Source organism: Variovorax sp. P2_H12 (genome assembly GCF_056403395.1).
The window spans coordinates 93,167-106,206 of sequence record NZ_JBFUFO010000021.1 but is presented as its reverse complement, the minus strand read 5'-3'; the positions used below and the strand labels follow the sequence as shown (position 1 = coordinate 106,206).

General features: G+C 63.9%; 13 protein-coding genes. 8 read left to right on the top strand and 5 right to left on the bottom strand.

Features of this window, described 5'->3' with window-relative positions:
* The first annotated feature begins 613 nt into the window (after positions 1 to 613).
* Positions 614 to 739, top strand: coding sequence for a hypothetical protein (locus AC1DYK_RS16730; protein WP_478167344.1), 126 nt, complete (start codon positions 614 to 616; stop codon positions 737 to 739).
* Between the two features lie 169 nt (positions 740 to 908).
* Here the strand turns inward: AC1DYK_RS16730 and AC1DYK_RS16725 are convergent, their stop codons facing one another.
* The 3 genes from AC1DYK_RS16725 to AC1DYK_RS16715 form a co-directional block, all read right to left on the bottom strand.
* Positions 909 to 1,232 carry a type II toxin-antitoxin system RelE/ParE family toxin gene (locus tag AC1DYK_RS16725; protein ID WP_478167343.1) on the bottom strand — a complete coding sequence of 108 codons (324 nt, stop codon included), beginning with the start codon at positions 1,230 to 1,232 and terminating at the stop codon, positions 909 to 911.
* A complete protein-coding gene (locus tag AC1DYK_RS16720; RefSeq protein ID WP_478167342.1) occupies positions 1,220 to 1,507 on the bottom strand; it encodes a CopG family ribbon-helix-helix protein in 288 nt (95 codons plus the stop codon). Before AC1DYK_RS16720 ends, AC1DYK_RS16725 begins: the two co-directional genes overlap by 13 nt.
* Positions 1,508 to 1,632: 125 nt before the next feature.
* Complete coding sequence (locus AC1DYK_RS16715; protein ID WP_478167341.1) at positions 1,633 to 2,637, bottom strand: tyrosine-type recombinase/integrase; 1,005 nt, start codon at positions 2,635 to 2,637, stop codon at positions 1,633 to 1,635.
* Positions 2,638 to 3,580: 943 nt separating this feature from the next.
* Here AC1DYK_RS16715 and AC1DYK_RS16710 point away from each other — a divergent pair.
* Entirely contained in the window at positions 3,581 to 4,474 is an 894-nt protein-coding gene (locus AC1DYK_RS16710) for a hypothetical protein (protein WP_478167340.1), read from the top strand.
* Positions 4,475 to 4,788: 314 nt separating this feature from the next.
* Here the strand turns inward: AC1DYK_RS16710 and AC1DYK_RS16705 are convergent, their stop codons facing one another.
* On the bottom strand, positions 4,789 to 5,019 hold the full coding sequence (locus AC1DYK_RS16705; protein WP_478167339.1) for a hypothetical protein: 231 nt from the start codon (positions 5,017 to 5,019) through the stop codon (positions 4,789 to 4,791).
* A gap of 101 nt (positions 5,020 to 5,120) precedes the next feature.
* Between AC1DYK_RS16705 and AC1DYK_RS16700 the strand changes: the two genes are divergently transcribed.
* From AC1DYK_RS16700 to AC1DYK_RS16685, 4 genes are all read left to right on the top strand, one after another.
* Positions 5,121 to 5,459, top strand: a complete 339-nt coding sequence (locus AC1DYK_RS16700) for a DUF4113 domain-containing protein (protein ID WP_478167338.1) — start codon at positions 5,121 to 5,123, stop codon at positions 5,457 to 5,459.
* Positions 5,460 to 5,670: 211 nt separating this feature from the next.
* Positions 5,671 to 6,234, top strand: a complete 564-nt coding sequence (locus AC1DYK_RS16695) for a phospholipase D family nuclease (RefSeq protein ID WP_478167337.1) — start codon at positions 5,671 to 5,673, stop codon at positions 6,232 to 6,234.
* 320 nt (positions 6,235 to 6,554) lie between these two features.
* Complete coding sequence (locus tag AC1DYK_RS16690; protein WP_478167336.1) at positions 6,555 to 6,878, top strand: DUF1016 N-terminal domain-containing protein; 324 nt, start codon at positions 6,555 to 6,557, stop codon at positions 6,876 to 6,878.
* Between the two features lie 103 nt (positions 6,879 to 6,981).
* Positions 6,982 to 7,692 carry a PDDEXK nuclease domain-containing protein gene (locus tag AC1DYK_RS16685; RefSeq protein ID WP_478167335.1) on the top strand — a complete coding sequence of 237 codons (711 nt, stop codon included), beginning with the start codon at positions 6,982 to 6,984 and terminating at the stop codon, positions 7,690 to 7,692.
* Between the two features lie 171 nt (positions 7,693 to 7,863).
* Here the strand turns inward: AC1DYK_RS16685 and AC1DYK_RS16680 are convergent, their stop codons facing one another.
* Positions 7,864 to 9,243: a replication initiation protein gene (locus AC1DYK_RS16680; RefSeq protein ID WP_478167334.1), complete on the bottom strand. Its 1,380-nt coding sequence runs from the start codon at positions 9,241 to 9,243 to the stop codon at positions 7,864 to 7,866.
* 524 nt (positions 9,244 to 9,767) lie between these two features.
* Between AC1DYK_RS16680 and AC1DYK_RS16675 the strand changes: the two genes are divergently transcribed.
* Both AC1DYK_RS16675 and AC1DYK_RS16670 read left to right on the top strand, forming a co-directional pair.
* A complete protein-coding gene (locus AC1DYK_RS16675; protein ID WP_478167333.1) occupies positions 9,768 to 11,003 on the top strand; it encodes an AAA family ATPase in 1,236 nt (411 codons plus the stop codon).
* Positions 11,004 to 11,360: 357 nt separating this feature from the next.
* Positions 11,361 to 12,446 (top strand): ParB/RepB/Spo0J family partition protein, encoded by a 1,086-nt coding sequence (locus AC1DYK_RS16670; protein ID WP_478167332.1) that lies wholly within the window; start codon positions 11,361 to 11,363, stop codon positions 12,444 to 12,446.
* Positions 12,447 to 13,040 lie beyond the last annotated feature (594 nt).

Here is a 13,040-nt window from a genome sequence, read left to right as displayed (position 1 = left end):
CAACACACTCAGATTCGACAGGCTGACGTTGCCTCTTTGCAGTGGCAGGCAGTGCTCTATCTGGGCGAACTGGGCTGGCGAAATCTCCATGCACGAAGTGTCTCGCATCAACCATGGTCAGCTCAATTAGTGTTAACACGCCCTAGTCGGTCAAGCCTCCGCAAGTTCTGGAGGCGCTGCAGGAGTTGGCACACGTGCGTCGGCAGTTGCGGCAGTTGCGCGCCGACACCTACCTCCCAAATTCACCTCAGCTATCGTGTCCTCGCCCGGGCCATCTGCGAAGTACCCCACGACGCGCGCCCTGTCCTCGGCGCTCGCCGGCCCTGGGATGCCGCCGCCGCTGACGCTAGACCTGGCCAGATAGTCCCCCATCACATTGCCAAACACATCGGTCCTGTCGTCCGGTCCTAGCCACATCGCCCCGCACGCCAGTACTGGCGCGGGTTCGCGGGCGTCACATCGATCGCATTTAGGCGCGTGCCACGCCCCGCGCGCACGCGGTATCGGGTTTGAAGGTGGCGCAGCAGCTAGGAAGGGATGGCTGCGTGTTCAGGGTTTGCACCGAGTGAAGTCGCGCCGACCAGCCCGATCTACGCCGCTTTGAGGAGAGACGATGGCCAGCTTCACGATCCGCATGGTTCTGCACAAGGCGACCTGGGACGACTACACCCAATTGGCCACCGAGATGGCGCGTGAGGGCTTCGGGGACATCATCACCGCAGACGATGGCAAGCGCTAGAAGATGCCTGATGTCGAGTACACCGGCACTGCGGTGGATCGTGCCGTCGCCCTGAACAAGGCCGCCGCGGCGGCAACGCGGGTCGTAGGGAGCAGGTTCGCGGTTCTGGTGACGAAATCGGCCGGACGCACTTGGCAGGGGCTCGAGGAGGTCTGAGCCTCGCTTTTGTTCAGTTGCCTGAGGCGCTTGAAGCCGGCTCGTAGCCGGCCTCGCGCTGGTGACGCAAGGCCAGCACGGTGACGACGTCGCCCTCGCCGGCATAGCGGTACAGCGCCACGTAGCCGCTCGCGCCGAAGTCGATCACCCACTCGCGATATTCAGGCGGCAGATCCTCCACGGGCCGCCCCACCATCGGCTGCTGACGCAGCACCTGCACCGCCTTGATGATGGTCTCGCCGGCACGCCTGGCGGCCGCCGGGTTCTTCGGGCGCAGTAACCCCCGCAGCAGCTCCAGATCGCGCAGCGCCGCCGGCGCGAACCTCACTTGTGGCATGCAGGCGCTGGCAGCTCGTCGTCAGTGCCCCAGGTCTCCAACCACGCCATCACCTCGTTGCCCGTAACGTGCAAACCGGTTTCCTCGAACTCTTGCCACGCGGCCACGGCTTCCTGGTGCAGGGCCTGGCGCTTTTCTTCGCGATCGACGTACTGGGCAATCGCCTCGCGCATCAGCCAGTGCGGCGCCCGGTGGCGCGCCGTGGCCAGGCGCTTCAGGCGCACCTTGAGCTCGGGATCGAGCTTGACGGGCGTCGGGCTGATGGGGGTATTCATGGGTAATACTTTACCAACAAGGCGTTGGTCGGCCAACAACGGTCGCCGAAGCCCGTACGGAGGACCGACAGGCGCTGCGCGCCGCAAGATGGACTCGTGGCCGCAAGATGGATGTGTGCAGCCCTTCAAGCGTCGTCGTCCTCGGCCTCCCCCGCCAGGGCGTCCAGAAGCGCGCTGGCATCGTCCCCGCTCGCCCGTTGAGGGTCTCCCCCCATCCAAGGCCGTCCGCTCACCCCTCGCCCGCCGGCGGGCAGTCCACGTTCTCGCCGCCTGATCCCGGGGTGCGTCTGCGGATGCATCCGCTGCAGCTGCCGGATCGCCACCTGCGTGTAGATCTGCGTCGAGCTGATGTCCGCGTGCCCGAGCATCACCTGCATGTGGCGGATGTCGGCACCGCCCTCCAGCATCAGGGTGGCCATGGTGTGGCGCCACAAATGGCAGCCGCCGCGCTTGTCGACGCCGGCGGCTGCCACCCGGTTGGCGATCAGGGTGGACAGCCACATCGGATGCAGCGGATGGCCCTCATTGCCCAGGAACAGCGTGCGGTCAATCTGGTTCCAGGCGAACTGCTCGCGCGCCTCGTCCAGGTACAGCTGCACCCAGCGCAACGCCCGCTCGCCCAGCGGGATCAGACGATCCTTCTGGCCCTTGCCGAGCCGGATCAACACCACCACCCGCTCCACGTCGATGTCGTCGATGGCCAGGCCCGAGAGCTCCATCCTGCGCATGCCCGTGGCGTAGAGCACCCCCATCATGGAGCGGTCGCGCAGGCCGATGGGCGTTCCGATGTCCACACTGGCGAGTACCCGCTCGGCCTCGCTCGCGGTGAGCACGGCATGCGGCAAGCGCTTGATCTGGCGCGGCAGGTCCAGGTCGGCCGCGGGGTTGGCCGGGATCTCACCCGAGCGCGTGAGCCACTTGAAGAAGCCGATGATCTTGCCACGCTGGCTGGTCGCGGCCAGCGGCGCGCCGTCCTTCTTGCGGTAGTGGTACAGCCAGCGCTGGTAGCGCTCGAGTACGGCGCGCGTGACCTGCTGCGGGTGCGTCAGACCACGCTCGTCAGCCCAGGATGAACTCGCGGATGTAGCGCTCGACGTTGTACCGCCCGATCGGGGTGTAGGTGGCGGCAACTTACCTCGCACATTGGGAGGGCCGGTTGACCCAGTGCAGGGCCCATTTCTGCGCGCGGGTCATTTCCGGGCCGGGCGCAGCACCAAGGTCTTCATCAGCAGTTCGTCCGCACGCGTCGGCTCGATGCTTCCGCTTCGCCCGATGATGCTGTCGACGTCACGTCGTCGAAATCGGGAGGCGTACCGATTGCGCGGCGACCTCGTGGGCAGTCCTACCAATGCGACGGTTTGCTGACTGGTTTCTTCCTGGAAGGCACATGCGTCGGCAATTGAGAAGGTGCAAGTCGGCCTTGTTCGGAGGCTGTCCTGGGACATAGGGGGGAAGGGATGAGGGCCCCAGGATGTGGAAGCCGTGGATGACCTCGACGAGTTCGGGGTGCCTGAGCATCAGGGCGCGGTGATACCGCTTCCGGGCGGACTCCGAGTCGGCACCGTGGCTAGCGTAAGTCGCCTTGATTGGCGCCGTGAAGAACTTGACTGCCACCACATTCGCGGACGAATCCCGTATGGTGAGGATGGCGTCGCGAAAAAGTGCAGCCACGTCCAGCCACTTGAAGGGCGACCCGCGCAGGCGCGAGAAGTAGAGGTTGTAGCCGTCGATGTAGACCGTGGTTCCGATACAGTCGCCAGATGTGAAAAGACCACCCGGAGGTGGTCCTTTCGCCCTAAGCGAGAGCCAACCGAATGACACTGCGAGAGGATTGTCCCTTCGTTTTAGCACTTCGCCGGCCCAGAGGCCTGCCGCACACCGAAGTGCGATGGGCATACCGGCTCCCCGAGGCGCTCGCCGACACCCTCCCAAGCCTCGATACATCGAGCTCGAGTTGTTCGGCACCGAGTGTCCCTGAAAGACGCGAAATGCCTCATCGCAAACGAACTTGCCATGAAGCCGGGCACAGTTGTTTCCGCGCTGCCTTGATACCATTGATGCACCGGTGACCCGATGCAACTTGACATCTTCGAACACGGCCGCGAAGTGATGCTAAGGAACGACGCTGCGCATGCGCTCGAGCGGCGCGACGCCTCGGCCGCTCGGCAGGCTTGCAATCTCCTTTCCCAGGAATATCCGGCCGACGACTGCTTGCCGTCGCTGCGCCTTCTCACTGACTACATCGAGGCCGCCGAAATCGGCCGCGACGATGCGTTTCGCGACCACGCATCCTTGCGCGAGGCGCGACAGATGTTGGAGAAGACGATTCGTGACGCTGCGCGGCGCACTTTCGGCGACCGGGCTGCCGCCGGCTGGCTCGCTGCGAGTTGGCAGGACATCGCACGCCGCGCCGGATCACTGGCCTTCGATGCCCGGGATCCGCAGGACCATGCGGCGCCGATCTGGCTGCGTGCATGCAACTGGGAGGCCGCCGCGCAGGCGGTCGCCACCATCGAATCGTGGCGACGCAAGCCGGCGCCGCTGGCCTGGATGGCCGAGGCCCGTTTGCACCTGCTCGGTCTGCAGGCGACCTGGCCACTGCTCGCGGAACTGGGATGGCTGTCGCCGACGCTGCTGGAGAACGTTGCGCAACGCTCGCCCGACCCGCTTCTGCCGCAGTTGATACGCAGCTTCGATGCGAAGTTCGACGAGACCTCCCCGGCCGACGGCGAGATTGCGGACCTGAGTTGGTTTGCTGCCTGGGTGCTCATCGAGCGCCCCGGTCTTCGTGAGCAGCTGGCGCTCGCCCAGGCCTCGCAGCACAGCGTGCAGGAGCAGGCGATGCGCCTGCTGGTGGAACTGCTCGGCCTGGAGCGGCAGGGCCGCCACGCCGACATCGTTGAGCGACGCAAGGTGCTGCGCGACCTCCAGCCCTCGCTGTACGCGGCATACATGAAGAGTCGCTGACGACCGCGCCGGAGGCCACGACTCGAGTGAACTACCCGCGGCCGGCCCCGCTTGCTTCTGCGGCGGCCGCTGCTTGGGCGACACCCGCCGTCAGGGTCAGCCAGGTCTGGTGGTCGAACAGCAACAACTCCCTTCGGGATGTCCGCGCACGGGCAGTCGTGGCCTTGCGGCGGGCGGGCGCCGCCGCGGCCTTCGCGTTCCCGAAAATGGGAAGTTCGAGGTTCTTGTGACGATCTTTGCCCAAACTGGAAAGGTTCTCAGTGACGCTGGCACCGAATACCGGCCAGCGCCCAGTCCCTGCCCCTGGCGGTGCGTCAGGGCCAGGGGCCGACCTGCACGATCACGACCAGTGTCAGTGCGTCGAGCGCGAAGATGATCGCCAACACGACGTTTTGTCTGAAGCGTTGTCGTCCTGCGGACCCCTTGAGTCTGATTCTGCGCTCGAAGGCAGCGAGGGTTCCCGCGTCGCTCGACATCGCGACGCCGGCCGGGGTTTCGGCGGACTCGCGATTGCTCTTGTCGGTAACGACATCGCTGCTAGGCATGCCTCCAGTCTGCATCATTCGCGCCTCCCCTGCTGCGTTCGTTGAGATTTTCGGAAAGTACCGGGCCGTGCCATTGCGCAGGCCGACGGGCAGGCACCCGCTTGTTTGCGGCGGCGTCAGCAATTCGCGGCCATTACGCCATCTTCAAGCCTGGCTACAACGACGCCAAGGCGGGCGTCGGGCTCCAGGACGCCGCCGTTATGCAGGGCGAACTCGCGGTGGACCAGCCCGGCAAGGATCCTCGCTATGAGATGCGCGCGATCGACGCCATCAACCAGCAGCATGGGCGCGGCGCGATTCCGTGGGCAAGCGCGAGGATCACCAGCGCGAAGCACAGGATGGTCATGCGCCAGTCCCTAGAGATGCCCCACCACCCAACCACACCATCACTTGCGCCGACTCGCCGTTGCACGCGCATGACCAACGAGCTGATCAAGTAGGCAGCTTCCCCGTGCAGCAACCACCAAGCGTTCCAGAAGAGCGCGACCACAGGTGGGGCCACGAACGCCGCAAGCATCGTAGCTGAGCTGTCGTGGCGCACCATGGAATGTATGCAAGATCGGCTGGCAGCTTCGCCGAACAGGCGCGGCTGCGGCGCGCCAGACAGCGCGTACAAAGTTGCTACAGTCGCCGCCCCAACCTGAACACCGCATGCGATCCTTTTTCCTTCCGGCCTCGCGCCCTACCCTGCTGGGCATTGCCTTCGCCCTCCTCGCTGGCTGTGCCAGTTCCCTCAGCGCCCCGCCTTTCGACTCGCAGATCGAAGTGGCCTTTTCGCCCGATGCGGGCTCCGAAGCGCTCGTGCTCAAGGTCATCGGCAGTGCCCGCAGCTCGATACGGCTGGCCGGCTATTCCTTCACTTCGCCTTCAGTCGTCCGCGCCCTGACCGATGCGAAGCGACATGGCGTCGATGTGCGCGTGCTCATCGACGACAAGGGCAACCGCGGCAAGGCGAACATCGCGGCGATGAACCTGCTCGTCGGCGCCAACATTCCGACCAAGGTGATCTCGACCTATGCGATCCACCACGACAAGTACATTGTGGTGGACGGCAAGCACACGCAGACGGGCTCCTTCAACTACAGCCAGGCGGCAGCGAAGTCCAATTCTGAAAACGTGCTGGTGGTGTGGAGCAATCCGAAGGTGGCGGCAACCTACCTCGCCCATTGGGAGAGCCGGTGGGCCCAGGGCACGGTCATCGAGATGACCTACTAAGGCACCGAAGAGTTCAACGACAGTCGTTGGCGAAGCGCCCTGCCCTGCCCCTGCGTCTGCTGCAGGCCGACCGCAGCCTTCGTCACGGCTGGGCGGCGCCTTCAGGCCCAATAGGGAACGTATTCGGCGAAGTTCTCACCCGCCCCGAGATCCTTCCGGTTGATGCGCACTGCCTGCGTACATCGTGATGATGAGCCGCTCGGCCCGCACTTGTGGTCATGTTGAAATCCATCGCCTCCTTGGACCCGATTTGGCGGGGAACAAGCAGAGGTATCGCATTGACGCGGGCGCCGCGCTCACGCTGGTCTACAGTGGGAGCAATGACTCGCAGCCCTGACCTCGCCGACGACTACGCAAATTTCATCAAGACCTTGAAGGAGCGCGTCGCCGCGGCGCGCCTGTCGGTCGCGCGCGCGGTGAACCGCGAGCTGATCGCGCTCTACTGGGACATCGGCAAGGCCATCGTCGAGAAACAGCAGGCGCTGGGTTGGGGCCAGTCCGTGGTCGAGCAGATCGCGCGTGACCTTCGCGCCTCGTTCCCCGGCACCCAAGGCTTCTCGGCGCGCAACGTCTGGGACATGCGTCGACTCTACGTACTCGAGCGCGCCGGTTCTGCGACAGCTTGCCGCAGAAAATCCCCGTAGCTCCGTCGGTCGGCCGCGCCGGTCGTTAGTGACTGCGGGTCGCGGCGCGAAGGTCGAACTTCTGCGACAGCTTGTCGCAGAAGTTCCTTGGGGCCATCACCTGGTGCTGCTCGGCAAGGTGTCCGACCCGGCCGAGCGCATCTTCTACCTGAAGGCCGTCGCGGCGTTCGGCTGGAGCCGCAATGTGCTGCTCAACCAAATCAAGGCCCGCGCGTACGACCGCTCGCTCGCCGAGGGCAAGAGCCACAACTTTCCGCTCGCGCTGCCCGACCACCTGGCCGAACAGGCCGAGGAGGCGCTCAAGAGCAGCTACAACCTCGAGTTCCTCGGCATCCGCCAGGCAGTGAGGGAGCGCGAGCTCGAGAATCAGCTCATCGACAAGCTGCGCGACTTCATCCTCGAACTCGGCTATGGCTTTTGCTTCATCGGACGTCAACACAGGCTCACCCTCGGGCGCAACGAGTACTTCATCGACCTGCTCTTCTATCACCGCTTCCTGAAATCGCTGGTGGCCATCGAGCTGAAGATCGGCAAGTTCGAGCCCGAGTACGCCGGCAAGATGGATTTCTACTTGAACCTGCTCAACGAGAAGGAGCGCGCAGCCGACGACGCACCATCGATCGGCATCATCCTCTGTGCCGAGAAGGACAACCTCGAGGTTGAATTCGCGCTCAAGAGCAAGACAAACCCGATCGGGGTTGCCGAGTATCAGCTCCAGGACAAGCTGCCCCCGGCTATGAAGGGCAAGCTCCCCTCCCCTCGGCAGTTGCAAGATGTCATCCGTACCGCGCTCCCGGGTGCGACAAGAGCCTGACCGGATCCAGCGGCACCGAGAGCCTGGCGAGATGGCTCCCTGCGCGTCCACGACGGCGCTGAAAACAGCGTCCGTGATCAGCCTGAAACAGGCGTCCACGATCGCTGAAATCAAATCCGCAGTTAGTCCACCTCAGGCTCTCAGACTGAGAGAGACCGGCGCTTGCATGCGCTAAATCCCCTGCACCCCACGTTGCAGTGCGAAATCGAGCAATACGCGATCGCTGGGCTCCTCGGGCCAGGTGTCCTGCGCGAGCCACTTGAAGAAGGTCGTCGCTGCGATGCGGCTGTCCGGTCCGTCGCGCCGCCAGGCGCGGGCGATTGGCGCAGCCACTTGTTCGAGTCGCTCGGTCTCGAAACGGGTACGCAGGTCAGCCTGCGTGGGCTCGAGCATCTCGGCGAACATTGCGCGCGCCTTTCCCGTACGGTCGTTCTCCCACAGTTCGCGGATACGGCGCAGCCGATCGGCCTCAGACAATGCCGGGGCCGGGGCCGGGGCGACGAGCGCGGGAGCCGCGCCTGCCACCAAGGAAGACGCGGGTTCGACTGCGGTGAGCCCGGCGTAGCCCTTCTTCAATGCGTCCTTGAAGTAGGCCGCCGGCGATTTAAGGGCGGGCATCGACGCATTGCGCATGCGGGCATCGACATGGTCGAGGGTGGCGCGGATCTGCCCCTCGTCCGTGGTCGCGTAGAGATCCTGTGCCTCGTCCTGTTTGATGCCGAGTCCGACCAAGCGCGCCACAAGCTCCAGGTCAAACACGTTGCGGTTCGGCGCATCGATATCGCCGAGGCGCTGCTGAACCTTGGGCACCACCCGGAACTGGATTTCCTCGATTTTGCGGCCCCGTTTGTGCTCGATCAGTTCCAGGCCGAATTCCTCGCACAACGCATCGATCTCGGCGATGGCCTTGGTAATCACGTCGCGCTTGAGGAAGCGATAGTCGACCTCCTTGATGTCGCTGCGACCGGTGAGGACCGCGGCCCACCACATCACGTCCTCGCGCATCGAGAGCCGTCCCGGCGACGTCAGGTAGCGCGCGCCGATCTCGTAGAGCACAGCGGCCGAGTAGCTGCGCATCTGGCTGCTCATCTCGAGCAGGACTCGGGTGTACTGGTGCGGCTTGACCAGCCTCTCCTTGATTTCCTCCGGATAGCGCCACGTCACCATGCAAGGACGCCCCCTGCCCTGCTCCTCGATGGTCACGGTGCCAAGCAGCTGCGAGGAGACCCAGCGCTTGAGTGAACTGCTGCTTGTCGACCATTCGATCGTGGTGGCTTGCATGTCGCGCAGATGGGACTTCAGCAGTTCGGTGTTGTTGGAGTTGAAGCGCGCGTCGCCGATGAGTTCGCTCAGGGCGAGCCGGTAAACCGGCTCGTCGACGCCCTGGCGCTGCGAGTGATAGAGAAGCGCGTTGTAGATGCGGCGCGACAGCAGGGTCAGGCGTCCGCGCTTGGGCCGGATGGCGATGGCCTCGTTGGCCTTGGCGACGCTCTGCTCCTCGGCTGTCGGAGGCTGACGAGGTGCGCTGCGTGGAGAGTCATCCTCGGCCATGGGGAAAGCGATCGTTGGAAGGGTTCACATGATGCCCAGGTATTGTGAAGAGGTCAATTCACAGTGAGCGAGCGATCGTTCTTTGTTTCTTTGGAATTAAACACTTGGGATATTGAAGAGTTGGGCGCGGCGTTTCCCCAGGCGGGGCAAGGAGTTGGCGCGCATTCTGTGAGTCCGTTTGGGATTCTGTGTGAGATCCGATGGGATTTGACGTGAGTGCGGATAGGGTCAAGGTGTGTCGTACGTGAGTGGCAGTGGGGTTTGATGTGAGTGGATATGGGGAACTCCCCTCTCCTTCCCGTTCCGCGGTCCGCAGGAGCGCGGAATTGGGTCTCGGCGTGGCCGATGAAGGGCATGATTCGCCTCGTGGAGGGCTTGGGCTGCCCTTGTCTTGCCACTGAAGACGGGAGTTGCCCAACCGTCCTCACAATAGGAATGGCGTATTCCTTGCCGATATCATCGGATATTGTTCATTCGATGGATTCCCATAGAATGGCCAAATTCCGTTGAATAGGGCTTCCTATATGTCAGTTACTGTCCCGCCGGTCGGTGGAAACCAGGTTTCCACCGAGATCCAGGCACCGCCGCGTCAGGTCATCAACATGGCGAAGATTGCCGCCTTGGCAACCCGGGCCGGTTCCATGGTCGAGCAGATCCGCGGCTTGCTCCTTGCGCCCGAGGCCAGGAAGATCGCCCCGACATATTCCACAGCCCAACTGGCCGCACTGTGCGGGGTCGATAAGGCGCACGTGGCTTACCGGATCACCAAGGAGGATCTGCCGTCGGGCCGTCTCACGCCTTCGGGCGGCAAGCGCACCTTCGGCCTGGACGAGTTGCGGCGCTGGACGCGCACCTACCGCGGCGAGAAGATGCGGCCCGCCGGACGCAAGGCGGTGACCATTGCCGTGGGCAATTTCAAGGGCGGGGTCGCCAAGACCACGACCGCCATGATCCTGGCGCAGGGGCTGAGTCTTCGGGGCCACAGGGTGCTGGCCATCGACACCGATCCGCAGGGGTCGCTCACCACCTTGCACGGACTCCTGCCGGAGGCCGAGGTGACTGAGGACATGACGATCGGGCCGCTTTGCGACGGAACCGAGAACGACATTCGTTATGCGATCCGCTCGACCTATTGGGATGGCATTGACCTCGTTGCGGCGGCACCTTTTCTGTTCTCGGCCGAGTTCGCCCTCCCCGCGCGTCAGATGCAGCAGCCCGGCGCCAAGTTCTGGGACGTGCTGAACGAAGGCCTCGAGGGTGTGCGGGACCTCTATGACGTGATCGTGATTGATACGCCCCCTTCTCTGTCGTACGTCACTATCAATGCGCTATGGGCGGCGAACGGCATCGTCGTGCCGGTGCCCCCGTCCGGCCTGGACTTCGCCTCGTCGGCGCAGTTCTGGTCGCTATTGGCGGATCTCGGAGGCAACCTGGACGGGCAGAGCCAGGATCGTGAGGGCAAGGCCTTCGACTTCCTGCACGTCCTTCTGAGTCGGGTCGACGCGGCCGATCCTGCCATGCCCGCGGTGCGCCAGTGGATCCAGGCGACGTATGGGGAGTACACGCTGCCGGTCGAGATCCCGAAGACCAGCGTCACCAGCAACAAGGCGGCCGAGTTCGCGACCGTCTATGACGTCCAGAAGTACGAGGGGGCGGCTAAGACCTACAAGCGCGCTGTCGATGCCTATGACTCGTTCGTCGAACTGGTGGAGCAGTCGGTCGTCGGTGCCTGGGCCGCCCAGGGGAAGACGCAGAAATGAGGTCGACCGACGGCACCCCCAGTGGAAACCCGGTTTCCAGGTATCGCAATCGGGCGGAGCAGGGGAGGGGGAGCGCGCTGCGCCACACCACGCCGAGGCACGATCTCCGCTTCCCGGACTTGTGCCGGCGCGTAGTGCGCTCTGAGCAGACGCGGGGTCGTGGAAACCAGGTTTCCACGTGGGTCCCAGCCACTCCGGGAAGGGAAGATGTGGAAACCTGGTTTCCACGCAGACAGGCTGTTCTGCGGCGGGCGCGTGACTGCCCGATTGGAAGGGTCGAGTCGTGTCTTCCTCCGCGGTACACGCCCGCCGAGGCGCATCCCCGATCAAGCGTCTTCGTTCAAGGAGATACCCATCATGGCTAGTACCCGAAAGCGGCTTGAGGCGCTGACCGCAGGATTGTCGCTTCCCCCAGCCGCGCCGGACCATGCGGGCCCGGTACCGCCAGCAAGCTCGACGGAGTCTCAGCCGCTCGCCGCCGCAGCCGTGGAAACCAGGTTTCCACCGGCCGTCACGGGTCCGATGGCGCCTCGAACCGGTCCCGGCCAGATGATGGCGTTCCGTGGGCAGATTCAGCAAGTGGAAGGGGAGATGGCGGCGTTGCGCGACAAGCTTCGCCAATATGAAGGGGCGCTTCCGACCCGCAAGCTGGATCCCCGAACGATTCGCCCGAGCAGCTGGGCCAACCGCCATGCATCGTCGTTCAGCACGAGCGAGTTCGCGGGATTGAAGGCTGATATCGAGCATGCCGGGGGAAATGTGCAGCCGATCCTGGTGCGCCCGCTGAAGGACGATGCGGACCAATACGAGCTGGTCTTTGGCCACCGTCGCCACCAGGCAACCTTGGAGCTCGGTATCCCCGTACTGGCGTCGATCTGGACGGAGGAGCTGAGTGATCGAGACCTGTTCGCGGCCATGGATCGGGAAAACCGCGAACGTGCAGACCTGTCGCCGTATGAGCAGGGGGTCATGTACCAGCGGGCTCTCGAGGCACAGCTCTTTCCGACGCAGCGCCAGCTCGCCGAAAATCTCGGCGTGAGCCATACCTGGGTTCGCAAGGCGCTGATCGTGGCCCAACTCCCGTCAGCCGTCGTCGACGTGTTCAGAAGCCCACTGGAGATCAGCTTCCGCCACGCGGAGCAGATCAACGCCGCCATGGACAAGGATCGAAAGGGTGTCCTCAAGAGAGTGGAAAAGCTGCGCGGCCAGAATCTGCCGGCAGCCACGGTACTTGCGCGTTTATTGGATGTGAATGCTAACTTTCAAAAACTCAGGAGGGTGGAGGTTGAGGTGGCGGGAGCGAAGGCTGGGGTCTTGAGCAGGTCGGTGGCGGGCGATGTGACCATCACGTTGGCTGCCGGACCCGCCGCGACCGCATCCACGATGGCCTTGGGTGCGGCAATAGGGGAGGCATTGGAACGGCTGCGCCGACTCGACGCTTGAGCCATGCCACGCCCAATGTGAGAACCGTTGGGATTGTTGCGGGGCTATGGAGATGCATGGATTTGCCAAACCGGCAACCATTCGCGTCCAACAGCGCTTCCTCCTGCAACAACCGGAATTCGAAAAACTCCAATAAATTCAACCACTTGAAAAGAGCTTCTCGAAAAATGCCCTCGGCGACGCTACAAAATGATATTGATGATAATAATGTCCATCATCACGTCAAACCCGGTCACACGCGATTCCGCTCTCCAAGAGGGAGGAGGGCAGTGCTATCTCGATGGCCCCACCGTTTGTGATGCATCCGACCAAACGTCCAGCTTTTAATCGGTTGACCTTCCCAGCCATGGCTGCCGTACCGACACCTGCGCAACTGGAGCACCTTGATGAGGAGGCGCTCGAGCGCCTGGCTGTGTCCTGGCGCACCCTGGCGCTTCGCGGCGACCGAGAGGCGAACGGGGTTGCCCATGCCCTCGAGGTCGAGCTGCGCCGAAGGGTGCGGGCGAGCCAGTTGGCGCGACTGCCGCCGCAGCCGCTGGCGGCACCTCGGCCCTGGTGGAAGTTCTGGGGATCCCGGGCCGAGCAGAACCGCGG

Bases quoted from the DNA above. Each gene is read 5' to 3' on its own strand.
- AC1DYK_RS16725 (WP_478167343.1), bottom strand. From the start codon at position 1,232: ATGCCACAAGTGAGGTTCGCGCCGGCGGCGCTGCGCGATCTGGAGCTG.
- AC1DYK_RS16675 (WP_478167333.1), top strand. From the start codon at position 9,768: ATGTCAGTTACTGTCCCGCCGGTCGGTGGAAACCAGGTTTCCACCGAG.
- AC1DYK_RS16730 (WP_478167344.1), top strand. From the start codon at position 614: ATGGCCAGCTTCACGATCCGCATGGTTCTGCACAAGGCGACCTGGGAC.
- AC1DYK_RS16680 (WP_478167334.1), bottom strand. From the start codon at position 9,243: ATGGCCGAGGATGACTCTCCACGCAGCGCACCTCGTCAGCCTCCGACA.
- AC1DYK_RS16695 (WP_478167337.1), top strand. From the start codon at position 5,671: ATGCGATCCTTTTTCCTTCCGGCCTCGCGCCCTACCCTGCTGGGCATT.
- AC1DYK_RS16710 (WP_478167340.1), top strand. From the start codon at position 3,581: ATGCAACTTGACATCTTCGAACACGGCCGCGAAGTGATGCTAAGGAAC.
- AC1DYK_RS16670 (WP_478167332.1), top strand. From the start codon at position 11,361: ATGGCTAGTACCCGAAAGCGGCTTGAGGCGCTGACCGCAGGATTGTCG.
- AC1DYK_RS16705 (WP_478167339.1), bottom strand. From the start codon at position 5,019: ATGCCTAGCAGCGATGTCGTTACCGACAAGAGCAATCGCGAGTCCGCC.
- AC1DYK_RS16720 (WP_478167342.1), bottom strand. From the start codon at position 1,507: ATGAATACCCCCATCAGCCCGACGCCCGTCAAGCTCGATCCCGAGCTC.
- AC1DYK_RS16690 (WP_478167336.1), top strand. From the start codon at position 6,555: ATGACTCGCAGCCCTGACCTCGCCGACGACTACGCAAATTTCATCAAG.